This is a genomic window from Novosphingobium colocasiae, assembly GCF_014652555.1.
GTDB classification, from domain to species: domain Bacteria; phylum Pseudomonadota; class Alphaproteobacteria; order Sphingomonadales; family Sphingomonadaceae; genus Novosphingobium; species Novosphingobium colocasiae.
The window spans coordinates 19,461-43,699 of record NZ_BMZA01000003.1; the positions used below are offsets into that span (position 1 = coordinate 19,461).

General features: G+C 66.4%; 20 protein-coding genes. 14 read left to right on the forward strand and 6 right to left on the reverse strand.

Annotated elements, in window-relative coordinates; all coding sequences use genetic code 11:
• Positions 1–53: 53 nt before the first annotated feature.
• The gene (locus tag IE122_RS06300; RefSeq protein WP_229813831.1) at positions 54–713 is read right to left on the reverse strand and encodes a GntR family transcriptional regulator; all 660 of its coding nucleotides are present in this window, start codon (positions 711–713) and stop codon (positions 54–56) included.
• A 222-nt stretch (positions 714–935) separates the two neighbouring features.
• Here IE122_RS06300 and IE122_RS06305 point away from each other — a divergent pair, with 222 nt between their 5' ends.
• From IE122_RS06305 to IE122_RS06350, 10 genes are all read left to right on the forward strand, one after another.
• On the forward strand, positions 936–1,847 hold the full coding sequence (locus IE122_RS06305) for a hypothetical protein (protein WP_189620278.1): 912 nt from the start codon (positions 936–938) through the stop codon (positions 1,845–1,847).
• Positions 1,848–1,953: 106 nt separating this feature from the next.
• Positions 1,954–2,640 (forward strand): cysteine hydrolase family protein, encoded by a 687-nt coding sequence (locus IE122_RS06310; protein ID WP_189620279.1) that lies wholly within the window; start codon positions 1,954–1,956, stop codon positions 2,638–2,640.
• 18 nt (positions 2,641–2,658) lie between these two features.
• Positions 2,659–4,272 carry a SulP family inorganic anion transporter gene (locus tag IE122_RS06315; RefSeq protein ID WP_189620280.1) on the forward strand — a complete coding sequence of 538 codons (1,614 nt, stop codon included), beginning with the start codon at positions 2,659–2,661 and terminating at the stop codon, positions 4,270–4,272.
• 7 nt (positions 4,273–4,279) lie between these two features.
• Positions 4,280–4,456: a DUF4089 domain-containing protein gene (locus IE122_RS06320; RefSeq protein ID WP_189620281.1), complete on the forward strand. Its 177-nt coding sequence runs from the start codon at positions 4,280–4,282 to the stop codon at positions 4,454–4,456.
• Positions 4,456–5,853 carry an AtzE family amidohydrolase gene (locus IE122_RS06325; RefSeq protein ID WP_189620527.1) on the forward strand — a complete coding sequence of 466 codons (1,398 nt, stop codon included), beginning with the start codon at positions 4,456–4,458 and terminating at the stop codon, positions 5,851–5,853. Before IE122_RS06320 ends, IE122_RS06325 begins: the two co-directional genes overlap by 1 nt.
• Entirely contained in the window at positions 5,850–6,233 is a 384-nt protein-coding gene (hpxZ, locus tag IE122_RS06330; RefSeq protein ID WP_189620282.1) for an oxalurate catabolism protein HpxZ, read from the forward strand. The genes IE122_RS06325 and hpxZ overlap by 4 nt, the downstream gene beginning before the upstream one ends.
• Before the next feature lie 2 nt (positions 6,234–6,235).
• Positions 6,236–8,032 (forward strand): allophanate hydrolase, encoded by a 1,797-nt coding sequence (gene atzF, locus IE122_RS06335; protein ID WP_229813833.1) that lies wholly within the window; start codon positions 6,236–6,238, stop codon positions 8,030–8,032.
• 143 nt (positions 8,033–8,175) lie between these two features.
• A complete protein-coding gene (locus IE122_RS06340) occupies positions 8,176–9,144 on the forward strand; it encodes a DUF7064 domain-containing protein (protein ID WP_189620283.1) in 969 nt (322 codons plus the stop codon).
• Between the two features lie 225 nt (positions 9,145–9,369).
• Positions 9,370–10,116, forward strand: coding sequence for an electron transfer flavoprotein subunit beta/FixA family protein (locus IE122_RS06345; protein ID WP_189620284.1), 747 nt, complete (start codon positions 9,370–9,372; stop codon positions 10,114–10,116).
• 107 nt (positions 10,117–10,223) lie between these two features.
• On the forward strand, positions 10,224–11,153 hold the full coding sequence (locus IE122_RS06350; protein WP_189620285.1) for an electron transfer flavoprotein subunit alpha/FixB family protein: 930 nt from the start codon (positions 10,224–10,226) through the stop codon (positions 11,151–11,153).
• A 72-nt stretch (positions 11,154–11,225) separates the two neighbouring features.
• On the opposite strand, the gene IE122_RS06355 is transcribed toward IE122_RS06350, so the two are convergent.
• Positions 11,226–11,783 (reverse strand): GNAT family N-acetyltransferase, encoded by a 558-nt coding sequence (locus IE122_RS06355; protein WP_229813834.1) that lies wholly within the window; start codon positions 11,781–11,783, stop codon positions 11,226–11,228.
• A gap of 93 nt (positions 11,784–11,876) precedes the next feature.
• On the opposite strand from IE122_RS06355, the gene surE reads away from it, so the two are divergent.
• Positions 11,877–12,824, forward strand: a complete 948-nt coding sequence (gene surE, locus IE122_RS06360) for a 5'/3'-nucleotidase SurE (protein WP_229813836.1) — start codon at positions 11,877–11,879, stop codon at positions 12,822–12,824.
• Here the strand turns inward: surE and IE122_RS06365 are convergent.
• The 4 genes from IE122_RS06365 to IE122_RS06380 all read right to left on the reverse strand — a co-directional run bounded on the left by IE122_RS06365 (position 12,792) and on the right by IE122_RS06380 (position 19,546).
• Positions 12,792–14,066 carry a DUF445 domain-containing protein gene (locus IE122_RS06365; protein WP_373299115.1) on the reverse strand — a complete coding sequence of 425 codons (1,275 nt, stop codon included), beginning with the start codon at positions 14,064–14,066 and terminating at the stop codon, positions 12,792–12,794. The genes surE and IE122_RS06365 overlap by 33 nt on opposite strands.
• Before the next feature lie 10 nt (positions 14,067–14,076).
• The gene (locus IE122_RS06370; protein WP_189620288.1) at positions 14,077–17,259 is read right to left on the reverse strand and encodes an efflux RND transporter permease subunit; all 3,183 of its coding nucleotides are present in this window, start codon (positions 17,257–17,259) and stop codon (positions 14,077–14,079) included.
• Positions 17,260–17,275: 16 nt separating this feature from the next.
• Positions 17,276–18,502: an efflux RND transporter periplasmic adaptor subunit gene (locus IE122_RS06375; RefSeq protein WP_189620289.1), complete on the reverse strand. Its 1,227-nt coding sequence runs from the start codon at positions 18,500–18,502 to the stop codon at positions 17,276–17,278.
• A gap of 165 nt (positions 18,503–18,667) precedes the next feature.
• Positions 18,668–19,546 (reverse strand): LysR family transcriptional regulator, encoded by an 879-nt coding sequence (locus IE122_RS06380; protein WP_189620290.1) that lies wholly within the window; start codon positions 19,544–19,546, stop codon positions 18,668–18,670.
• Positions 19,547–19,632: 86 nt separating this feature from the next.
• On the opposite strand from IE122_RS06380, the gene IE122_RS06385 reads away from it, so the two are divergent.
• From IE122_RS06385 to IE122_RS06395, 3 genes are read left to right on the forward strand one after another with little or no spacing between them, the layout of a single operon-like run.
• The gene (locus tag IE122_RS06385) at positions 19,633–20,778 is read left to right on the forward strand and encodes an isovaleryl-CoA dehydrogenase (protein ID WP_189620291.1); all 1,146 of its coding nucleotides are present in this window, start codon (positions 19,633–19,635) and stop codon (positions 20,776–20,778) included.
• Complete coding sequence (locus tag IE122_RS06390; protein ID WP_189620292.1) at positions 20,775–22,376, forward strand: carboxyl transferase domain-containing protein; 1,602 nt, start codon at positions 20,775–20,777, stop codon at positions 22,374–22,376. Before IE122_RS06385 ends, IE122_RS06390 begins: the two co-directional genes overlap by 4 nt.
• A gap of 11 nt (positions 22,377–22,387) precedes the next feature.
• Positions 22,388–24,229 (forward strand): ATP-binding protein, encoded by a 1,842-nt coding sequence (locus tag IE122_RS06395; protein ID WP_308430411.1) that lies wholly within the window; start codon positions 22,388–22,390, stop codon positions 24,227–24,229.
• Positions 24,230–24,239: the final 10 nt, after the last annotated feature.

A 24,239-nucleotide genomic window follows, 5' to 3' on the forward strand; every position in this document is an offset into this window, starting at 1 on the left:
TCGCAAAGACGGAGCAGAGAAAGTCCTGATGATGCGGGAATTATCCGCGCCGCTCAGGCCGAAGCCGAAGCGGCGCTTTCGGCGCAGAGTTCCTCGAAGCTGCGTTCGACGCGGGTGACGTGGTGCAGCATCGCCGCGTGCGCGGCGTGGGCATCGGCCTGGAGGATGGCGCGGACGACCGCGTCGTGTTCGGAATGGGACTTGGGCAGGCGGCCTTCGACGCGGAACTGGGCGCGGCGGAACGGCGATAGCCGCCGTCGCGTCGCCGCTGCCCAGTCGGCCAGCACCACGTTGTGCGCGCCGGCATAGATCAGGGTGTGCAGTGCCTGGTTGGCATCGGTGAATCCCGCAACGTCGTTGGCGGCGGCCATTTCGCCCATGGTTTCGTGCAGGTCCTGCAACCGCCGCCGCTCGGTCGGGGCCATCGACAGTGCCGCCAGCCGGGCGCAGGTCGCCTCCAGTTCGGCCATGGCGACGAACAGTTCTTCCAACTGCGCCGGCGTTACCTGCGTGACGATGGCCCCGCGGCGCGGGCGCACCTCGATCAGCCCCGTCGTCGCCAATTGGCGCAAGGCTTCGCGAACCGGCGTGCGCGAGACGGCATAGCGCTGCGCCAGTTGCTGCTCGTCGAGTCGGGCACCCGGCGGGAACACCCCTTCGATAATCGCCCGGGCCAGATCGTCGGCAAGCTTGTCGGCCGCAGTTCCGCTCAAACCGTAAATCTCCGTCGTTTTACAACACTTAACCCGCCAGGCCGCGAAGGGCTGCGGTATCTTGCATACAAAAATGACGGATGATGGACAATCGGCATTGCCGAATCGTGAATTGCATGCAAGATTTCACTTAACGCATACAATTGGTGAACCGCAGGGTGGTGTAAAAGCGGATAGCCGGGGGGATGTCTGGGCGCTGTTCTTTTCAGGGAGCGACCGGATATGCGCAATTTCAGCGAGAGTTGGACTGTCGACAAGAGGCTGGCCAGGGGGATGGCCGCCGTTCTGACACTGTTCGGGGTATCGGCGGGGGCTACGTCAGCCTGTGCCGAAGGGTATGAACTCCACGGTTTCGGCGATGTTTCGGTCAAGAATGACTATGTGACGCCGCGCGGCCTTGTCGTCACCTCGGACGGGGCGACCGTGCAGGTGCTAAACGGACTGGTGCTGGTGACGCCTGCCGGCGTCACCTTCAACGCCGGCACCTGGACCGATCTCAACCCCGGATATGGCGACGGCAATACCAATACCGTCAACGAATTCGATTTCTTCGTCGGGGCCAACGTCAACATCACGCCCAAACTCGAAGCGGGCGTTTCCTACGTCCAGTTCATCAGCGGCCAGAACGCGTTCTTCGATGAACGCAATATCGAATTCACCCTGAAGTATCACGATGGCAAAAAAGGCGCGGCCTTCACCGTCAATCCTTATGCCAAGCTGTTCTGGGCTTTCGACAGCAAGTCCTCGACCGTGCTGCTCGGCAAGGAAGGCGGGACGTTCGATGTCGAACTGGGGGCCGTCCCGGCCTATACCACATCCGGCGTGACGATTTCGATGCCGAGCTGGATCACCGTCGGCCCCAAATCGTACTGGGGTGACAAGGATAACACCCTGATCGCGCTGGGACTGGTGCCCAAGCAGAAGGGCAGCAACTTCGGCGTCGCCACGACCGGGCTCAAGGTCAGCACGTCGCTGTCGTTCATCAAGGGCGGTGCGGGGGCCTCGGTCTACGTCCAGGGCCAATACTATCACCTGATCAACGACAATCTGGTGGCGTCCAAGGCCTTCCTCAACGGAGGGGATCATAACCGCGACCACTTCGTGATCGGCACCGGCCTCAGCTTCGGCTTTTGAGCGCCGGACATCGGGGCGCGGGGTTCCCGCACTTATCCGCGCCCCGGTGCCGAACCCAGACCAAGGCACGTCAAGCGACAGACCGGCAGACCGGAAGGAGCCCGCGATGGTTCAGATTCCCGCCCAACCGTATGATTTCGTGTTCGATCCCGCCAAGGCCGCGCTGCTGATCATCGACATGCAGCGCGATTTCGTGGAGCCCGGCGGCTTCGGGGCGATGCTCGGCAACGATGTCGGGCAACTGCGCGGCGCGATCGCGCCGCTGGTGGCGCTGCTGGCCGCCGCAAGGCAGGCCGGGCTGTTCGTGATGCATACCCGCGAAGGCCACAAGCCGGACCTGTCCGACCTGCACGAGAGCAAGCGGTTGCGCGGCAAGGGGACGACGACGATCGGCGACAGCGGGCCGATGGGGCGTATCCTGATTGCCGGCGAGCCGGGGCACGACATCATCCCCGAGCTTTACCCGATCGCCGGCGAACCGGTGATCGACAAGCCGGGCAAGGGTGCCTTCTATGACACCGAACTGGCTGACATCGTAGCGCAGCGCAGGCTGACGCAGCTTATCGTCTGCGGCGTCACCACCGAGGTCTGCGTCCACACGACGGTACGTGAGGCCAATGATCGCGGCATCGATTGCCTGGTGCTGGCGGACTGCACCGCCAGCTATTTTCCCGAATTTCACGAAGCCGCCCTGCGCATGATCGTGGCGCAAGGCGGCATCTTTGGCTGGGTCACAGACTCGGCGAGCGTCATTTCCGCGCTCACCGCACCGGCGGAACCGGCAGCAGGCTGACGAAAGGGGGCAGTACCCATGACGACGACGACCGCAAAGCCGGCAAGTCCGGCCAGTTCGCTTCCCTGGTGGACACCCGGAGACTGGAACGCCTTCTTCGGGTTCGGGACCAATATCCTCGTCAACGTGCTCGTGCTGACGGGCCTGTTGCGGTTCGTGCTCAAGATGCCGGACGAGATCGTGTTCGGCCGCATCCTGCCGGCCGTCGGCCTGATGATGTTCCTTTCAACCTGCTACTACGCCTGGCTTGCCCGCAAGCTGGCGATCCAGACCGGGCGGGCCGACGTCTGCGCGCTGCCATCGGGGATCAGCGTGCCGCACATGTTCGTGGTCGTGTTCGTCGTCATGCTGCCGATCCTGCTCGATAGCGGCGATCCGGTCGCGGCGTGGGGTGCGGGGCTGACCTGGGTGTTCGTGCAAAGCTTCGTGCTGATGATCGGCGGTTTCGCTGCGCCTTATATCCGCAAGATCACCCCGCGTGCGGCGCTGCTGGGGTCGCTCGCCGGGATCAGCCTGACCTTCATCGCGCTCAGCCCCGGCGCGCAACTGTTCATGACGCCGGTCATCGGCGTGGTCTGTCTGGCGGTGATTCTTGCCAGTTGGCTGGGCAACTATCGCTATCCCGGCGGCATTCCCGGCGGCCTGATGGCGATCATCGTCGGCTCCGGCATCGCCTGGGGCGGGCATCTGCTGGGCTTCGACATCGGCGGCATCGGCCCCGAAAAGGTCGTCGGTGCGCTGGCCGATTTCGGCTTCCACGTGCCCTTGCCGGCCTTCGATCATGTTCTGGGCGGCTTTCACTACATCGGCGTGATCCTCGTCACCGCGATCCCCTTCGGCATCTATGACCTGGTCGAAGCGATGGACAACGTCGAGAGCGCGGAGGCGGCCGGCGACCATTTCCCGACTACCCGCGTGCTGACGGCGGATGGCGTGGTCAGCCTGATCGGCTGCCTGATGGGCAATCCGTTCATCAACGCGGTCTACATCGGCCATCCCGGCTGGAAGGCGATGGGCGGCCGCACCGGCTATTCGGCCGCCACCGGCGTGCTGATGTTGCTGCTCACCTGGTTCGGCGTCGTGGCGCTGATGATGGCGATCATTCCCGCCGTCGCCCTGCTGCCGATCCTGCTCTACATCGGCATGCTTATCGGCGCGCAGGCTTTTCAGGAAAGCCCGCACAAGCACGCCCCGGCGGTGGTCCTGGCGGTGGTCCCGACGATCGCCGCCTGGGGCACGACGCAGATCAACAACGCGCTGGGTGCGGCGGGAACCGATGCCGGCAAGGTCGGGATGGACGCGCTGGCCAACAATGGGGTCCTCTACGAAGGGCTGCATATTCTGGGCAGCGGCGCGACGCTGGCGGGGATCATTCTGGGCTCGATCGCGGTGATGATCATCGACAACAAGCTGATGAAGGCCGCCGCCTTCGCGCTGGCCGGCGCAGTGCTGACCTTCTTCGGCCTGATCCATGCCGAAGCGATCGGGGTGATGAAGACCCCGTCGGTCGCCGCCGCCTATTTCGTGGTCGCCGTGTTCCTGGCGATCCTGTCGCGCAAGGAACAGATCCTCGCGGAAATCAGCGAGGTGGTGCATCATCACGACGATCCGGCGAGCCAGCCGGCGGAGTAGCCACGCGATGCGGATTAGCGAAGAACTGGTGCGGCATCTCGCCGGGCATAGCGGGCTGGAGATCGCGCCCGAACATATGCCCGGCGTGATCCGCAATCTCGAAGTACTGGAGGGGCAGATCCTGCTGCTGTTCGCGAAACCGATTGACCCGCCGATCGAACCCGCCCCGGTCTATCGCCTGTGATGACCACCTGCGAGACGCAAGCCCGTTCGGCGGCCACCATCGCCGCAGCGGTCAGGGAGGGCAGGCTTTCGGCCGTCGCGCTGGTTGAAAGCCTGCTGACCCGGATCGACGAGCGCAACGGCGCGCTTAATTGTTATACCGAAGTCCTGTCCGAGCGCGCCCGGCGCGAGGCGGCACGGGTGGATGCGATGGTCCGCGCCGGCCACGATCCGGGGCCGCTGGCAGGCGTGCCGTTCGGGGTGAAGGACAACTATGACGTGGCCGGGCGGGTGACGCTGGCGGGGTCGATCGTTAACCGCAGCCTGCCCCCCGCCGCTGCCGATGCGCTGCTGGTGCGGCGGCTGAGCGCGGCGGGGGCGGTGCTGGTCGGCACGCACAACATGGATGAACTCGCCTATGGCTTCACCACCGAAAACGCCCACTACGGCGCCACCCGCAACCCGCTCGACCCGGCCCGCAGCGCCGGAGGGTCGTCGGGCGGATCGGCGGCGGCGGTAGCTGCGGGGCTGGCGCAGTTCGCGCTGGGCACCGATACCAACGGCTCGATCCGGGTGCCGTCCTCTTTCTGCGGGCTGTTCGGGCTGAAGCCCACATTCGGCCGGCTGCCGCGCACCGGGACGTTCCCGTTTGTCCACGATCTCGATCACCTGGGCCCGTTCGCCCGCAGCGTCGGCGATCTGGCGCTGGTCTACGATGCGGTGCAGGGCCACGATCCGGGCGATCACGCTTGCGCCGAACGGCCTGCGGAGGCGGTTTCAACGCTGCTGGACCAGCCGCTCGGCGATCTTGCGGTCGGCGTGCTGGGCGGTTGGTTCGATGAACTGGCGGACGATCAGGGCCGTGCTGCCGTGGCCCGCGTGGCAGATGTGCTGGGGGCGAGAGACACCGTGGTGCTGCCGGGGACCGATCGGGCCCGCGCGGCCGCGTTCGTGCTGACCTGCGCTTCGGGCGCGAACCTGCACATCGAAAACCTGAAGCGAGCGGCCGGCGATTTTGACCCGGCAACCCGGGATCGCCTGCTGGCCGGCGCGCTGATCCCGGCCAATGCCGTGCTGCAGGCGCAGCGGGTGCGCATGCTCTACCGCGACGAAGTGCTGGCGGCGCTGGCCCGCACGCCGCTGCTGCTCGCCCCCGCTACCCCGTGCAGCGCGCCGCTGCTGGGCCAGCCGACGATCACCGTCGCCGGGCAGGCGCTGCCCACCCGCCCCAACATCGGCCTGCTGACCCAGCCGCTCAGCTTCGTCGGGGTGCCGATCGTCTCGTTCCCGGTCGTCAGCGACGGCATGCCGATCGGGGTGCAACTGATCGCCGCGCCGTGGCGCGAGGATATCGTCCTGCGCGCGGCGGCGTTGCTTGAACGCGCCGGGCTGGCGGGCCGCATGGAGGTGGGAGGATGAAGATCAACGATCCGGGAACCGTGGCGGAAGTGACCGCCGCGTTCGAGCTATACGAACAGGCGCTGATGGCGAACGAGATCGATGTGCTCGACGGGCTGTTCTGGCAATCGGAGCTGACTGTGCGGATCGGTCCGGGCCAGAATCTCTACGGCATCGATGCGATCCGCGCCTTCCGCGTCAATCGCCCCGGCGGCTCGCCTGCGCGCGATCTGCTGGCAGTGCGGGTGACCACTTTCGGTGACGATTTTGCCACTGTGAATGCCGAGTTCCAGCGTGCCGGCGCGCCCCGGCCGGGGCGTCAAAGCCAGACCTGGGCGCGGATGGCGGACGGCTGGCGCATCGTCAGCGCGCATATTTCCATGCTGGGAGAAGGCCACTGACCGTGACATTGCCACAAGTGCTGACGCTCGATGCACTGGACGCGCTCTATCGCGAGGGGCGGGTGGGCCCGGCCGATGTCATGGCGCAGATCGGCCTGCGCATTGATGCGGGCGATCCGGCGGTGTTCATCACCCGCACGCCTCCGGCGATGATCGACGCCGCCGTCGCCGATCTCCTCCGCCGCGCGCCTGAGCCCGGCAGCCTGCCGCTATGGGGGGTGCCGTTCGCGGTCAAGGACAACATCGATGTGGCGGGGCTGCCCACCACTTGCGCATGCCCGGCGTTCGCGCGGCCCGCGCAGCAAGACGCCGCCGTCGTCGCCCGGCTGATCGCCGCCGGGGCGATCGTGCTCGGCAAGACCAACCTCGACCAGTTTGCCACCGGGCTCAACGGTACCCGCTCGCCTTATGGCGCGCCGCGCTCCGTGTTCAGTGCCGAACACATCTCGGGCGGTTCGAGTTCGGGCTCGGCCGTGGCGGTGGCGGCGGGGATGGCGTGCTTTGCGCTCGGCACCGATACCGCTGGCTCGGGGCGGGTGCCGGCCGCCTTCAACAACCTGGTCGGGATCAAGCCGACGCCGGGGCTGTTCAGCACAGCCGGGCTGGTGCCGGCCTGCGCCAGTCTCGATTGCATCAGCGTGTTTTCGCTGTGCGTCAGCGATGGCGCGCGTATCCGACGCATCTGCGAAGGGTTCGATCCCGCCGATCCCTGGTCGCAACCCGCTCGCCCGCATGCCCTGCCGCGCGAGGGTCTGCGCATCGGCGTGCTGGCCCCCGCCGATCGCGATCTGCTGGGCAGCGCCGACAATGCCCGGCTCTATGCCGATGCGATCTCCCGCGCCGGGGGCGAGGCGGTCGAGATCGACTATGCGCCGTTCGCCGAGACCGCCGCGCTGCTTTACGATGGGCCGTGGGTGGCTGAACGGCAGGCCGCCTTCGCCGGGTTCGGTGTGCCGGCATCCGCGCTGGACTCCAGCGTCGCCGCGATATTCAGCGGGGCTGCGCGATTTGATGCCGTCGCCACGTTCCAAGGCTTGCACCGGCTGGCCGCGCTGCGCCGGGCCTGCGCGGCCGAACTGGACAAGGTTGACGTTCTGCTTCTGCCGACCGTGCCCGGCATATTCACCGTGGCGGAGATGCTGGCCGAGCCGATCGCCCGCAACACCCGGCTGGGCCGCTACACCAATTTCTGCAACCTGCTTGGCCTCAGCGCCATCGCCGTCCCCGCCGGGTTCGCGAGCGACGGGCTGCCCTTCGGGGTGACGCTGGTCGGCCCGGCCTTCGCCGACGAGGCGCTGGTGCCGCTGGCCGACCGGCTGCATCGCGGCGCGATGTGCGGAGCCGGGATCGCGCGCGACCTGCCGCTCCCCGCCTGCTCGCCGCCTCTGCCGGTGGAGGGTGCGCAGACGATCGAACTGGCGGTGGTCGGGGCGCACTTGTCGGGCATGCCGCTCAACCCGGAACTGCTCGCCCTCGGCGCGACGCTGTCGGCCCGGACGCGCACCTCGGGTGCCTATCGGCTCTATGCACTGCCGGGGACGGTTCCGCCCAAGCCCGGCCTGATCCGCGTGGCCGAGCAGACGGGCGACGGCATCGAGATCGAGATATGGGCCCTGCCCGCGGCGGCGTTCGGGCTGTTCGTCAGCCGGATCGCCGCCCCGCTGGGGATCGGCAAGCTGGAACTGGCCGACGGTGGCAGGGTGTCCGGGTTCCTGTGCGAAGCCTGGGCGGCCGAGGGCGCACGCGATATCACCGCGTTCGGCGGCTGGCGCGCATACTGCGCATCACTGGTCGAGTAGGCCCACGCGTCGGGGTGGGCCGTGCGTGTTGCGCGCCAAAATTGCGTAATTGGTCAACGCAATATTGCCCTTAGCTCCCGTGCCGGTTAGGCTGTCGGTCATAGCCAAGACAAGCGCCGATCCTGGCGCATCGGGAGAATGCCGTGATTCGCGACGAAGATTTGCGCTACCATACGCCGGCCGACGTGACCCATGACTGGGCCGAAACCTCGTTCTTTTCGGTCTATGTGCCCGAAGCCAACCTGACCGCTTGGGTCTATATCATTGCACGGCCCGGCGTCGGCGCGATCGTGTGCGACGTCGAGGTGATCGACGGCGTCGGGCGTTATTCGCTCGATGCCCGGTACATCGATTTCCAGCAGCATCTGCCGTTACCGCAGAACTTCGAATCCTACAGCCTGCCCAATGGCCTGACCTTCAAAGGCCACTCCATCCGCAACTATCAGCTCGATTATATCGGCGTCGACGATACCGAACTGCACTGGACCGTCGAAGGGGTGATGGAGCCTTTCGACATCCACGATCCGGCGATGGACCCGCTGGCCTCCACCGATGCGAATGCCAGCGGTTTCGGGGCGGCTTATGCCAACCACTTCGATATGACCGCGCGGACCACCGGAACGCTGAAAGTTCGCGGCAAGGAATATGCCATCGATTGCGTGACGACGATGGACCATAGCTGGGGCCCGCGTGGCGAGCGCGGGATGCGTTCGATGGGATGGATCAACGGCAACTTCAGCGCAAAGGATGCCTTCCAGACGATCTGGACCTTCAACCCGCTGGCACCTCTGGCGGAGCAGTTCGCACTGGCTCATGGCTATGTGATCGCCGATGGCGAAGTGCGCGGTCTCACGAAGGGGCGGATCCAGGCCGTCGATCGTTCCGGGCCGTTCCCGTCGGGCTATGAGATGGAAGTCGAGGATGCCGCCGGTCGCAAGTACCGCTACACCGGCAAGGTCGTCGCCCAGCACCCCTGGCCCTGCTACAGTTGTACCTTCGCCAAATTCTCGACAGTCGAATGGACTGACGGTTCGCATATCGGACATGGCCTTGCCCAGGAGAACTGGCCGCTCGATTCGCTGACGGGAAAAGGCCTCGCTGCCGGGGCCTGATCGCCGCTCGCAATCGTGGAGCGGGGATGGTTTGCCCGTAATCCAAAGTTGCAGAGCCTTGGACCGAGGGTGAACCGTCCTCGACAGGCGTAAGTAGTAAATCAGTTGACTATCTCTGCCCGGCATGCTTGACGGCATGCCGTGGCGGGGCCTAATCCCGCAGCTTGTTGAAACGAAGCGCGGCCGGGCCGGATCGCGCGCCTTCATTGAGAGGACGGATTGGCGATGAAGATCCTCGTGCCCGTGAAGCGGGTGATTGATTACAACGTGAAGCCTCGGGTGAAGGCTGACGGGACGGGTGTTGATCTTTCGAACGTGAAGATGAGCATGAACCCGTTTGACGAGATCGCGGTGGAAGAAGCGCTGCGGATCAAGGAAGCCGGCGCGGCCGAGGAAGTGATCGTGGTGTCGGTTGGTCCGGCGAAGGCGCAGGAGACGCTGCGCACGGCGCTGGCGATGGGCGCGGACCGGGCGGTGCTGGTGGAAACCGATGCCGAGGTCGAGCCGCTGGCGGTGGCCAAGATCCTCAAGTCGCTGGTCGAGGCGGAAGCGCCGGGCCTGGTGATCCTGGGCAAGCAGGCGATCGACGACGATTCGAACCAGACCGGCCAGATGCTGGCGGCGCTGCTGGGCCGGCCGCAGGGCACGTTCGCCTCCAAGGTGGTGGTCGAGGGCGACAAGGTCGTCGTCACCCGCGAGGTCGACGGTGGCCTCGAGACGGTGAGCCTGGCGATGCCGGCGATCGTCACGACGGACCTGCGCCTCAACGAGCCGCGCTATGCCTCGCTTCCCAACATCATGAAGGCGAAGAAGAAGCCGCTCGACGTGAAGACCCCGGCCGATCTGGGCGTGGACATCGCCCCGCGCCTCAAGACGCTCAAGGTGGTGGAACCGGCGGTGCGCGTGGCCGGGATCAAGGTTGCCGACGTCGATGCGCTGGTCGCCAAGCTCAAGGACATGGGCGTCGCCTGATCGTCTGATTCCCTTCCCCGTTCGGTTCGAGCGTAGTCGAGAACCGTTCGCGCAACGTGTCTCGACTTCGCTCGACACGAACGGAAGGGCAGGAAAGGAACTCGAAGATGAAAACTCTCGTTTGGGTCGAACACGACAATGCGTCGGTCAAGGACGCGACGCTGGCCGCCGTCACCGCGGCATCGCAACTGGGTGAAGTGCACCTGCTGGTGGCGGGTGCGGGCTGCGCCGGGGTGGCTGAAGCTGCTGCAAAGATCGCCGGGGTCGGCAAGGTGCACCTGGCGGACGATGCCGCCTATGCCAACGCGCTGGCCGAGAATGTCGCGCCGCTGGTGGTCGAACTGATGGGCCACCACGATGCCTTCGTCGCCCCCGCCACCTCGAACGGCAAGAACATCGCCCCGCGCGTCGCCGCGCTGCTCGACGTGATGCAGGTCTCGGACATCCTCTCGGTGGAAGGCCCCAGGACCTTCACTCGCCCGACCTATGCCGGCAACGCCATCGCCACGGTTGAAAGCTCGGACGCCAAGCTGGTCGTCACCGTGCGCGGCACCGCCTTCGCCAAGGCGGACGCCAACGGCGGCAGCGGCGCGGTGGAAGCGGTCGCCGCCACCGGCGATGCGGGTCTGTCGAGCTTCGTGAGTGCCGAAGTCGCCAAGTCGGAGCGTCCGGAACTGACCAGCGCCAAGATCATCGTCTCGGGCGGCCGCGCGCTGAAGGACGGGCCGACCTTCGAAGCGACGATCATGCCGCTCGCCGACAAGCTGGGTGCAGCCGTCGGCGCGAGCCGCGCCGCGGTCGATGCGGGCTACGTGCCGAACGACTACCAGGTCGGCCAGACCGGCAAGATCGTCGCCCCCGAAGTCTACATCGCGGTCGGCATCTCGGGCGCGATCCAGCACCTTGCAGGCATGAAGGACAGCAAGACCATCATCGCCATCAACAAGGACGAGGACGCCCCGATCTTCCAGGTCGCCGACATCGGCCTCGTCGCAGACCTCTTCGCAGCCGTGCCGGAACTTACCGGCAAGCTGTGAACCTGTCGCCAGACACGAAAAGGCCCCGCAAGCGCATCGCTTGCGGGGCCTTTTTCGTTGTTTGCAGGAGCCTCAGGCGAGGTTTCGCTCGAACAGTTCCAGCACTGCCCCATCATCCTCCGCAATATGGCTGTCGTAGCGCACGAAGCCCAGGCTGGCGGCGAGGCGGTGAGAGGCGGTGTTGCCCTGTTCGATCATGCAGACCACGCGGCCGGGGCCGTGCGCGGCGTCGAACCAGGCGAGCGCGGCGGCCATGGCTTCGGCCGCGAACCCCTGGCCCCAGCAATCCTGGCGGATGATCCAGCCCGCTTCGGGCACTTCGTCCATGCCCTTGCCGAACCCGCGCAATGAGCGGAACACGCCGCAAGTGCCGATAACCGGGCGCTCCCCGCGTTTGCGCACGTGGAACAGGCCGGTGTTGAACAGCGCCCACGAGCCGCCGTTGCGCAGCAGCCGGTCGAACTGCGGCTGGCGCTCGGCGCGGGCGGGGCCGAGGTAGCGCGTCATCCCGTCACCGGCCAGCATGGTGACCAGATCGTCGAGATCATCCGGGTGGGGCAGCCACAGTTCCAGCCGCGCGGTGGTGACCAGCGGCGCGGCGGCCGGGAATGCGGGTTGGGCTGTGGGCACGCGCTTCTCCTGTCTGGTCGCCGGATGACACCGGTCCGACCGGAACGTCGCAGGACTTGACCCGGCTGTCCATCGCCCGGACACCCTTGTGCCATGCTGCGAATCCTGATCCTGCTGAGCGCGCTTTGGGCCTCCTGTGCCCCTGCTGTTGCCGCCCAAAGGCATGTGCTGATCGTCAATGACGATGGGCTGACCAGCAATGTGCTGGCGCTCTATAGGGCGCTGAAGGCGCGCGGCGACGATGTGATCGTCTCGGTCCCGTGCCACAACCAGAGCGGCCAGGGCACCGCGCTGCGGCTCGAACCGCCTGCTCCGCTGGATCGCGACTGTCGCGCCGGCGCGGCCAAGGCCGGCGCTCCGGCGGCGGGGCCGATGACCCGGACGGGCCTGCCACCGGCCGATTTTCACTATATCGACGGCACTCCGACCATGGCGCTGCTGTACGGGGTGGACATGCTGGCCGCCGCCCGCTGGCATGGCGGGCCCGATCTGGTGCTGTCCGGGCCGAACGAGGGGCGCAATGCCGGGCCCTCGATCCTGGCGTCCGGCACGGTCAGCGCGGTGCGGTTCGCACTGGTGCGCGGAATCCCCGCCATCGCGCTGAGCGCCGGTGCGCAGACCGGCGATGACCGCGATCTTGCCAATCCCGCCTCGGCGCGGATCGCCGATCGTGCGGTGGGCCTGATCGCCGCGTTGGACCGGCTGGCCGGGGAGGCGCGGCTGATCCCTGCCGGGCTGGCGCTCAACGTCAATTTCCCCGATGCGCCGGATGCCGCCCGCTGGCGCGCTGCGCGGATCGGCACCTATGATGCTTATGCCGTCACCATGGTCCCCGATGCCGCCGGGGCGCGGCTGTCGCTGGGGGCCAATCCGCACCCGCCGACCGCGGCACAGGCCGGGGACGAGGCGGCACTGGTGCGCGATGCGATCACGATCAGCCCGATCCGCGACGATAACGCCACGCCCACGCCGGGGTCTGCTGCCGCATGGCTGAAGCGGTTGCTGCGATCAGAAAAGCTGCTCGACCCCGTGGATCACTAGTCCGACCAGCCCGCCGACGAGGGTGCCGTTGATACGGATGAACTGAAGATCGCGACCTACCGCGCCTTCGATGCGGGTGGTTACCGTCTGCGCATCCCAGCGCTTGACGGTTTCTGAGACCAGGCGGACGATTTCCCCGCCATAGCGGCTGACCGTGCCCGCCAGCGTGCGGCGGGCAAAACGGTTGACCTGCTGCTGCAGCCGCGCATCCTCGCGCAGGGCGCGGCCCAGATCGGAAAGCGCATCGCGCAGCGTCTCGCCCAGCCCGCCAGCCAGCGCGCCCTGCGGATTGCGCACCGCGCGCAGCATCCCGGCGCGGTTGCGTTCCCACATCGCATCGAGCCAGGCGGCGGTGGCGGGGTTGGCGAGCAGTTCGTGCTTGAGCCGCTCCACCTTGGCGATCGTCTGCGGATCGCTGCGCAGGTCGCGGGCAAGGTTGGCCAGCACTTCGTCCGCCTTGGCGCGCAAGGGATGATCGGGCTGGACGATCACTTCGGCCAGCAGCTTGTAGGTGCCCTGCAGCACGCCCGATGCCAGCCGCTCGTCCAGTCCGGTCCAGCGCAGGATGGCGTTGGCGCGTTCGTGGATCATGCGGCGGATCAGCGGTTCGTTCGCCTCGATCAGTTCGCCCAGCTTGTGCAGCAGGCTTTCCAGCACCGGCAGGTGGCGACTGTCGGCAATGGCGTTTTCCAGCATCTGGCCGATCAGCGGGGCAAGGTCGATCTTCTCGATCTGCCGCCGCAGCGCCGTTTTCACCATGCCGCCCATCCGCTCGGGATCGAGCGATTCGAGCACGTCGGCCAGAAGGTTCGCGCCGCCCTGGATCAGCGGAGAGGCCTGCCCGCGCCCCGGATCGCCCAGCACTTCGCCCAGCCGGGCGGCGAGGTTCATGCCGTGGAGGCGGCGGGCAACCACTTGCGGGATCAGGAAATTGGTTCGCAGAAACCCGGCCATGGTATCGGCGATGCGGTCCTTGTTGACCGGGATGATCGCGGTGTGGGGGATCGGCAGGCCGAGCGGACGGCGGAACAGCGCAGTCACCGCAAACCAGTCCGCCAGACCGCCGACCATCGCCGCTTCGGTGAATGCCATGGCATATCCCCACGCGGGGTGCGTGCCGGCCAGCCGCTTCATCGCGATGAAGGCGATTGCCATGGCCAGCAGCAGTCCGGTGGCGAACAGGCGCATGCGGCGACCCCGGTCGATCGGCGATCCGGCGGCTGCGGCGGGGCGATGCGGCATGCGCACCGGCTTACTCTGCAGGGACGGAGCCGGTCGACCCTGTGCCGCCCGTGCCCCGATCGTCGTGGGCATGATGCGGCTCGAACGTCAGGAACACGCGGCGCAGATACGGGCCGATGCGCTTTTCCAGGCCATCGGCCAGACTGAACGCGGCCGGGACCAGCACCAGCGTCAGCAGGGTGGACAGGATCAGCCCGCCGATCACCACCGACCCCATCGGTGCGCGCCACGCGCCGTCGCCGCTGAACGAAAAGGCGGTGGGCAACATGCCCGCCACCATCGCCACGGTGGTCATCACGATAGGCTGCGCACGCTTGTGTCCGGCGTCGACGATCGCCTCGCCCTTGCTCACGCCCTTGTCCATTTCCTCGATCGCGAAATCGATCAGCAGGATCGAGTTCTTGGCAACGATGCCGAGCAGCATCAGGATGCCGATATAGACCGGCAGTGATATCGGCTGGCCGAGCAGGGCTATCGCGAGCAGCCCGCCGAGCGGGGCGAGGAGCAGTGAGGTCAGGTTTACCAGTGGCGAGATGAAGCGCTTGTAGAGCAGCACCAGCACCGCGAAGACCAGCAGGATGCCGCTGACCACGGCGATGATGAAGTTCATGATCAGCTCGGCCTGCCACTTCTCGTCGCCCACCGGCTTGTTGGAGACGCCCATCGGCAGGTTCTTCATGATCGGCAACTGGGCGATCGCCTCCGTCGCCGGCCCCTTGACCGCACCTTGCGCCAGGTCTGCGCCGACCAGCACCCGGCGCGCCTGATTGAAGCGCTGGATCTGCGTCGGCCCGGCCCCGAAGCGCACTTCAGCGACGCGCGAAAGCGGCACCGAGCCGCCATTGGCGGTGGCGACGGGCAGGTTCTCGATCGTCGAGAGATCGCGCCGCGATTCCTTGGGCAGGATCACCCGGATCGGCACCTGCCGGTCGGACAGCGAGAACTTGGCGGCGTTCTGGTCGATCTCGCCGATGGTGGCGATGCGGATGGTCTGGCTGAGTGCCTGGGTGGTGACGCCAAGCTGGGCGGCCAGATCGAGACGCGGGACGATGATCAGTTCGGGCCGCTTCATATCCGCCGCCACGCGTGGCGCGACAATCGACTTGATGCCCTGCATCTGTTCGGCCAGCGTTTGCGCCGCCTGATTAAGCACTACCGGATCCGACCCGGTGAGCATGACCGAGATATCGCGCCCGGTGCCAAACCCGCCCGATTGCGAGGCGAAGCTGACCCGCGCATCCTCAATCTTCTGGAAATCGCGGGCGACGCGGCGCTCGAAATCGATGCTGGTGATTTCGCGATCGGGCTTGAGCGTGATGAACAGCCGCGCGTTGCCTTCGTTGATCCGTTCCAGCACGCGCAAGACTTCGGGCTGGCGTTCCAGCAGCGCGGTGACGCGATCGGTTACCGCCTCGGTCTGCTCGATCGTGGTGCCGGGCACCATCTCGATGTTGGCGCGGCTGGTGTCTTCGTTGACGGTGGGCTCGAACTGCTGCGGCAGCCCCGCCATCAGGGCGATGGTGATGGCCAGCGCGACGACGCCGACCAGGAAAGCGTGGAACCGGTGATCGAGCGCGCGGGCGACGATGCGGCCGGTCAGCCCGCGATGATCGCGCTTCCACGCCCGGGCCTTGCGATCGTCGAGCGTGAAGTGGAGAACCTTCATGTAGAGGTCCATCAACCGCCCTTCGCCGTGCGTCGCCTCGCCATGAGCCTTGAGGAAATAGGCGGCGATCATCGGCGTGATCATCCGCGCCACCGCCAGCGAGGTGAGCACGGCGGCAACCACGGTCAGGCCGAAGTTCTTGAAGAACTGGCCGGAAATTCCCGGCATCAGGCCGACCGGCAGGAACACCGCAACGATGCACATGGTGGTGGCGACCACCGCCAGGCCGATCTCGTCGGCCGCGTCGATCGAGGCTTGGTAAGCGCTTTTCCCCATGCGCATGTGGCGCACGATGTTCTCGATCTCGACGATGGCGTCATCGACCAGCACGCCCGCCACCAGACTGAGCGCCAGCAGCGACAGCCCGTTCAGGGTGAAGCCCATCAGGTCCATGAACCAGAAGGTGGGAATGGCGGACAGCGGAATGGCGATGGCGCTGATGATCGTGGCGCGCCAGTCGCGCAGGAACAGGAAAACCACCAGAATCGCCAGGATCGCGCCTTCGACCATGGCCGCCATCGAGCTCTTGTACTGGCTCTTCACGTAATCGACGTTGTTGTAGAGCTGAATGAAGCGCAGCCCCGGCGTTTCCTTCTGGATCTCGGCGATGACCTTGGCCGATTCGTCGTAGATCGTGACGTCGGACGCGCCCTTGGCGCGCTGGATGCCGAACGACACCACCTGGCGGCCGCCGATCTTGCCGATCGATGTCTGTTCCGAATAGGAATCGGTCACATCGGCGACATCCGCCACCTTCACGGTGCGCCCGCCGCTGAGGTTGATGCGCGTTTGCGAGAGGGCGAAGGCATCGCGGGCATTGCCCAGCACCCGCACCGACTGCCGCGAACCGGCCACTTCGGCCCGGCCGCCGGCGGCGTCGGTGTTGACCTGGCGCAGGACCGCGTTGATCTGGCTGGCGGTGACGCCCAGCGCCTGCATCCGCGCGGGATCGACGACGACGCGGATTTCGCGATCGACCCCGCCGACGCGCTCGACCTGGGCCATGCCCTCGATCGCCAGCAGGCGCTTGGCAATCGTATCGTCGACGAACCAGCTAAGCTGCTCCATCGTCATGTCATCGGCCTGGACCGCCCACATCGCCAGTTGCCCGCCACCGCCGATATCCACCTTGGCCACGCGCGGTTCGAGGATGCCTTCGGGCAGTTCGCCGCGAATCTGATCGACCGCGTTCTTGACCTCGTTGACCGCATCGTTGGCATCGACGCCGATGGCGAACTGAACGAAGGTGTTGGAATTGCCCTCGCTCGCGGTCGACTGGATTTCATCGACGCCGCTGATCGAACGCACCGCCGCTTCGACATGCTGGGTGATCTGCGTTTCGATCTCCGTCGGCGCGGCACCCGGCTGGCTGATATCGACTGTGACGGCCGGAAAATCGACATCCGGATTGTCGTTCACGTCCATCCTGTTGAACGCGACGATGCCCGCCAGTAGCAGGCCGAGGAACAGCACGATCGGCACGACCGGGTTGCGGATCGACCAGGCCGAGATGTTGCGGAAGTTCATGATCGGGGTCTGACGGTCAGCGCGTCTGGCCTGCGGACACCCGCCGCGGGACGACAGCCTGCCCCGGCGCGAGGAACCCGCCGGCACGCAGCACCACGGCCTCGCTGCCGTTCAGCCCTTCGGCGATGGCGATGCCGTCATCGCCGACCGTGCCGATCTTGACGGCGCGGCGCTGCACCTTGTTGTCCTTGCCGATGATATAGACGTAGCTGCCCTGCTCATCGTTGAGGATGGCCGATTCGGGCAGGGTCGGGGCGACCATCGTGCCGCTGCGCAATTGCACGCTGGCAAAGCCGCCGGGGCGCAGTTCAGGCGCGTAAGGCAGCGCGATGCGCGCCTGACCCTGACGGTCTTCGGCATTGATGACGGGCGAAATCTGCCAGATCTGGCCGGTAAAGACCTTGCCCGATCCCACCGGGGTCACTTGCGCGGTATTGCCCACCGACACCCGCGCGAGATCATCCTCGCTCAACTGCGCGCGCAGTTCCATCTCGCCGCCGCGCGCGATCGAGAACAGCACACCGGTGCCGCCGCCGACCACTTGCCCCGGTTCGACCGCGCGGGTCAGCACCAGGCCGGCGTCCGGCGCAAGGATATTGAGCCGCGCCGTCTGCGCCCGCAACTGGCCCAAGGTCGCCCGGGCCACTGCCACGCGGGCGTTGGCGGCATCGCGGGTCGCTGTCAGCCGATCGACGTCCGCCTTGGAGATGAACCCGCGATCCACCAGTTTCAGCGCGCGATCGAGATTGGCCTGCGCCAGCCGCGCATCGGCCTGCGCCACCTGAACTTGCGCGGCCTGGCTCGCGACCTGTTCCGACTGGACCGAACTGTCGATCACCGCGAGCACCTGGCCCTTGCTCACCCAGTCACCCGGTTCGACCAGCACCGCGCGCACCTGCCCGCCTTCGCCGACCGAGCCGACCGGCATTTCCCGTCGCGCCGCCAGCGTACCGGTGGCCTTGATGACGCCGGCTACGGTGGACCGGCCGGGAACGGAAACGCTGACGTGCGGGATCTGGCTGTCGTCCGCACCGGCGGCTTCTTCGGGCGGGGCACGATGGAGCAGCGCCACCGCCGCGATGACGGCAAGGGCGACTGCGCCGCCGATGATCCAGACGCGCCGACGCGATGCCGGTGCCGCATATCCGGGTATCTCCGGAGCGGCACCAGATAGTGCGGGGTCGGCATCGGGCATCACGGCTTCCGAGGGGGCCTGCACATCAATCCTAGCGTCGTAGTTCATCAAAACCGCTGCATCGATCCAATCGCCATGCACGGCAAGGGTGCCGGACATAGTAAACTGTCACGGCCGCGACCCAAAAACCGGGCCGGCTGAGCCTGAAACAACTTTCAACTCTCCATAGCCATGCCCGGCACCACTGGCAATGCGGCTGAACTGCATCAGCGGTCAGACGTTGAGGGCAGGGGCCATTTCCCGCAGAGTTTGCAGGAACGGGTGTGTGGACACGCCGCTGGCGTGCGATTCCAGGGTGTAGGCCACCCCGATCTTGCGGCGCAATGTGAAGCCGGACAGCCTCGGGCGCGCCACGCCGGGTGCCTCGAAGCAGTCGGGCATGATCGTGATGCCCAGCCGGGCCGCGACCAGTGCCAGCACCCGTTCATCATTGGTAGAGCGGTAGGAAAAGCGCGGCCGCACGCCGCGTTCGGTGAAATGCCGGCTGGTCTCGCCCAGCGCCTCGCAGTGGCGGCGCACGATCATGGTGTCGGCGGCAAGGTCTTCGCCTTGCACCACTGCCTCGGCCGCGCGGGGATGATCGGCCCAGAGCGCGAGGGCATAGCCTTCCTCGAACAGCAGTTCCTCCTCGAACCGGTCGGAGCCGCGATCGATCAGGGTCACGGCGCAATCCACCCGGCCCCGCGCCACGTGGGCGGACAGTTCCCGCTCGCTCCCGTCGACGATCTCGATCCGCAGCGACGGGTCCACCGCCAGACTTGCGGCGACGGCCCGCGCGATCAGCGCGCCAGGGATGCTGCCGAGCACGCCGACACGGAACAGCGCCGCCGGGGCGGTTTGTGCCATCGCGCGCTGGGCGGCGTTGAACTCCCCCTCGATCCGCCGGGCGTAGTTGAGGAACCGGGCCCCCGCCACCGTCAATTCGACGCGCTGGTTCGTGCGGACGAACAGCTTCGTCCCCAGTGCACTCTCCAGCTTGGCAATCCCGACGGAGAGCGTAGGCTGCGCGACATTGCAGTGCGCCGCCGCGCGCGAAAAGTTGCCATGATCGACCACGGCCAGAAAGTACCGGAGGTGATAGCGGTCCATCATAGATTTTATCTATGCTGTTGGCCCCGATCTTTCAATTAGAGAACAGGACTGCGGTGGCGTAAAGCGTGGTCCAAAGGAGAGGCGCGTTGACCGATTTCGATTTTGCCTTGAGCGAAGATGCGGACATGGTCCGTGAAGCGACCGCGGGGTTCGCCGCCGATCGCATCGCCCCGCTCGCCGCCGAGATCGATGCGAAGGACTGGTTTCCTCGCGAACTCTGGCCGGAAATGGGTGAACTGGGCCTCCACGGCATCACGGTCGAGAAGGAATGGGGCGGGCTTGGCCTCGGCTATCTGGAGCACGTGGTCGCGCAGGAGGAGGTGGCGCGGGCGTCCGCCTCGATCGGGCTGTCCTATGGGGCCCACTCCAACTTGTGCGTCAACCAGCTCCGGCGCTGGGGCAATGACGATCAGAAGCGCCGGTACCTCCCCAAGCTGATCTCCGGCGAGCATGTCGGCAGCCTGGCGATGTCCGAGGCCGGGGCCGGGTCGGACGTCGTGTCCATGAAGCTCAGGGCGGAGAAGCGCGGCGATCGCTATGTCCTTAACGGCACCAAGTTCTGGATCACGAACGCGACTTATGCCGATACCCTGATCGTCTACGCCAAGACGGGCGAGGGTTCGCGCGGGATCACCAGCTTCATCATCGAAAAGGACATGGCCGGCTTCTCCATCGGCCAGAAGATCGACAAGCTGGGCATGCGTGGCTCGCCCACGGCGGAACTGGTGTTCGATGATTGCGAAGTGCCGGACAGCAACGTGATGGGCCCGCTCGACGGCGGCGTCGGCGTGCTGATGTCGGGCCTCGATTACGAACGCACGGTGCTGTCTGGCATCCAGCTCGGCATCATGCAGGCCTGTCTCGATACGGTGCTGCCCTATGTGCGCGAACGCCGGCAGTTCGGCCGCCCGATCGGTGCGTTCCAGTTGATGCAGGCCAAGGTCGCGGACATGTATGTCGCGCTCAATTCGGCGCGGGCCTATGTCTATGCCGTGGCCAGGGCCTGCGATGCCGGCCGGACGACGCGGTTCGATGCGGCGGGCGCGATCCTGCTGGCGTCGGAGAATGCCATGAAGGTTGCGCTCGAAGCGGTGCAGGCGCTGGGCGGGGCGGGCTATACCAAGGACTGGCCGGTCGAACGCTACATGCGCGATGCCAAGCTGCTGGATATCGGCGCAGGCACGAACGAGATCCGGCGCATGCTGATCGGCCGGGAGTTGATCGGGGCATGAGCGGGCCGGTTCTGGAAAGCAAGCTGTCGCCCGAAAGTCCGGAATTCCGAGCCAACGCGGTCCACAATCGCGCGCTGGCACAAGGGCTGCGGCACGCGGTGGCACGAGCGGCGCAGGGCGGCTCCGAAAGCGCGCGGGCCAAGCATGTCGGACGCGGCAAGCTGCTGCCGCGCGAGCGGGTCGAGCGGCTGCTTGATGCCGGATCGCCGTTTCTCGAAATCGGCCAGTTGGCCGCAAACGGTCTTTACGGCGATGAAGTGCCCGGTGCCGGGATCATCGCCGGGATCGGACGGGTTGCCGGCCGGCAGGTGCTGATCGCCTGCAACGATGCGACGGTGAAGGGCGGCACCTATTATCCGCTGACCGTCAAGAAGCATCTGCGGGCGCAGGAGATCGCGCTCGAAAACCGCCTGCCGTGCATCTACCTCGTCGATTCGGGCGGCGCGAACCTGCCCAATCAGGCCGAAGTATTCCCCGACCGCGATCACTTCGGGCGGATTTTCTACAATCAGGCGAACCTGTCCGCGCGCGGCATCGCCCAGATTGCCTGCGTGATGGGAAGCTGCACGGCGGGCGGTGCCTATGTCCCGGCGATGTCCGATGAAACGGTGATCGTGCGTAATCAGGGCACGATCTTCCTTGCCGGGCCGCCGCTGGTGCAGGCCGCGACCGGCGAAGTGATCAGCGCCGAAGAGCTGGGTGGCGGCGATCTGCACGGGCGCAAGTCCGGCGTCGTTGATCACGTCGCCGAGAATGACGAGCATGCCCTGAGCATCGTGCGCGATATCGTCAGCACCTTGCAGCCGGACCTGAGGCCGGACCTCAATTTGCGCGAGCCCAAGGCCCCGCAGTTCGATCCGGCCGAGCTCTATGGCATCATCCCGCAGGATGTCCGGGCGCCTTACGATGTCCGCGAAGTCATCGCCCGGATCGTCGACGGCAGCGAATTTCACGAATTCAAGGCGCTCTACGGATCGTCGCTGGTTTGCGGCTTCGCGCATATCTGGGGCATGCCGGTCGCGATCCTCGCCAACAACGGCGTGCTGTTCAGCGAAAGCGCGCTCAAGGGCGCGCACTTCATAGAACTCGCCTGCCAGCGCCGCATTCCGCTGCTGTTCCTCCAGAACATCTCCGGCTTCATGGTCGGCGGGAAGTACGAGGCGGAAGGCATTGCCAAGCACGGTGCCAAGCTGGTCACCGCCGTCGCCACGGCCAGCGTTCCGAAGATCACCGTCGTCGTCGGCGGCAGCTTCGGCGCGGGCAATTACGGCATGTGCGGCCGCGCCTATTCGCCGCGTTTCCTGTTCACCTGGCCGAACGCGCGCATCTCGGTGATGGGTGGCGAGCAGGCGGCATCCGTGCTCGCCACCGTCCATCGTGACGCCGCGACCTGGACGGCCGAGGAAGCGGAGGCTTTCAAGGCCCCGATCCGCCAGAAATACGAGGACGAGGGCAACCCCTACTATGCCACTGCACGAATCTGGGATGACGGGATCATCGACCCCGCGCAGACCCGCGATGTGCTGGGCCTTGCCTTCGCGGCAACGCTGAACGCGCCGGTGCCGGAACAGGCGCGGTTCGGCGTGTTCAGGATGTAATCGCCATGGCCCTGATGAAATCCCTCCTCATCGCCAATCGTGGCGAAATCGCCTGCCGGATCATCCGTACCGCGCGTCGGCTCGGCATCCGTACCGTCGCGGTCTATTCCGACGCCGATGCACAGGCGCTGCACGTTCGGCTGGCGGACGAAGCGGTGCATATCGGCCCCTCGCCAGTGCGCGAAAGCTATCTGGTGGGCGAGCGGATCATCGCCGCCGCGAAGGCGACCGGGGCCGAGGCCGTGCATCCCGGCTATGGCTTCCTCAGCGAAAACGCGGAGTTTGCGCAGGCTGTCGTCGATGCCGGGCTGGTCTGGGTCGGGCCTGATGCCGCGTCGATCACCGCGATGGGCCTCAAGGACGCGGCCAAGAAGCTGATGCAGGATGCCGGCGTGCCGACGACGCCCGGCTACCTCGGCGAAGACCAGAGCCCGGCGCGCCTTGCCGCCGAGGCGGACGCGATCGGCTATCCGGTCCTGATCAAGGCTGTCGCGGGTGGCGGCGGCAAGGGCATGCGCAAGGTCGATACGGCCGGGGACTTCGCCGAGGCGCTGGCATCGTGCCGGCGCGAGGCGATCTCCAGCTTCGGCAATGACCATGTGCTGCTGGAAAAGTGGATCACGAACCCGCGCCACATCGAAGTGCAGGTGTTCGGAGACAGGCAGGGCCAGGTCGTCCACCTGTACGAGCGCGACTGTTCGCTGCAGCGCCGCCATCAGAAGGTGATCGAGGAAGCGCCCGCCCCCGGCATGGATGCCGGCACGCGCGAGGCGATCTGCCAGGCCGCCGTTCGCGCGGCGAAGGCGGTCAACTATGTCGGTGCCGGGACGATCGAATTCATCGCCGATGGATCGGCCGGCCTGCGGGCGGACCATATCTGGTTCATGGAAATGAACACCCGCCTCCAGGTCGAGCATCCGGTGACCGAAGAGATCACGGGGCAGGACCTGGTGGAATGGCAACTGCGTGTCGCATCGGGTGAGCCTTTGCCCAAGGCGCAGGACGAGCTGGCGATCAACGGCTGGGCGATGGAGGCGCGCCTCTATGCCGAGGACCCGGCGAAAGGCTTCCTGCCCTCGATCGGCCGGCTCGATACTTTCACGCTGGGCGCAGGCTGCCGGATCGATACCGGGGTCGAACAGGGGGCGGAAATCTCGCCGTTCTACGATCCGATGATCGCCAAGGTCATCGCGCATGGCACCGACCGCGATGCGGCGCGGACGTCGCTGGCAACGGCGCTGAAAGACGCGGTGATCTGGCCGCTCAAGACCAACGCGGGCTTTCTGGTCAAGACGCTGGAACACCCTGATTTCAGCGCGGCGCGCCTCGATACCGGTCTGATCGAGCGGGCCGGTGACGCGCTGATGCCCCCGGCTCGTCCGGACGAGGCGCTGCTGGCCGATGCTGCGGCGACGCTTTCGCGCGGCGGCATGCTGGCCGGGTTCCGCCTCAATGCCGACAGGCGGGCCGAAGCGACCTTCCTGCTCGATGGCGAACCGGTCACGATCGCGGTGGCAGCGCACGCGGGCGACGAGCCGCAGCGCGATGAAGCGCTTGTCACTCAAGCCGGTCAGGTATGGCGTCTGGCACCCTGGCGCGCGACCGTTTCGGCGGGCGGCGATGCCTCGGACGGGACCATCCTTTCACCCATGCCGGGCCGCATCATCGCCGTTTCGATCGCGACGGGCGATCGCGTTCTCAAGGGCCAGAAGCTGCTGACCCTCGAAGCGATGAAGATGGAACACACGCTGACCGCACCCTTCGACGGGACGGTCGCCGACCTCAACGCGGCGGAAAGCGATCAGGTAACCGCCGGTGCGGTGCTGATCCGGATCGACAAGGATGCCGGGTAAGGGAATGCGT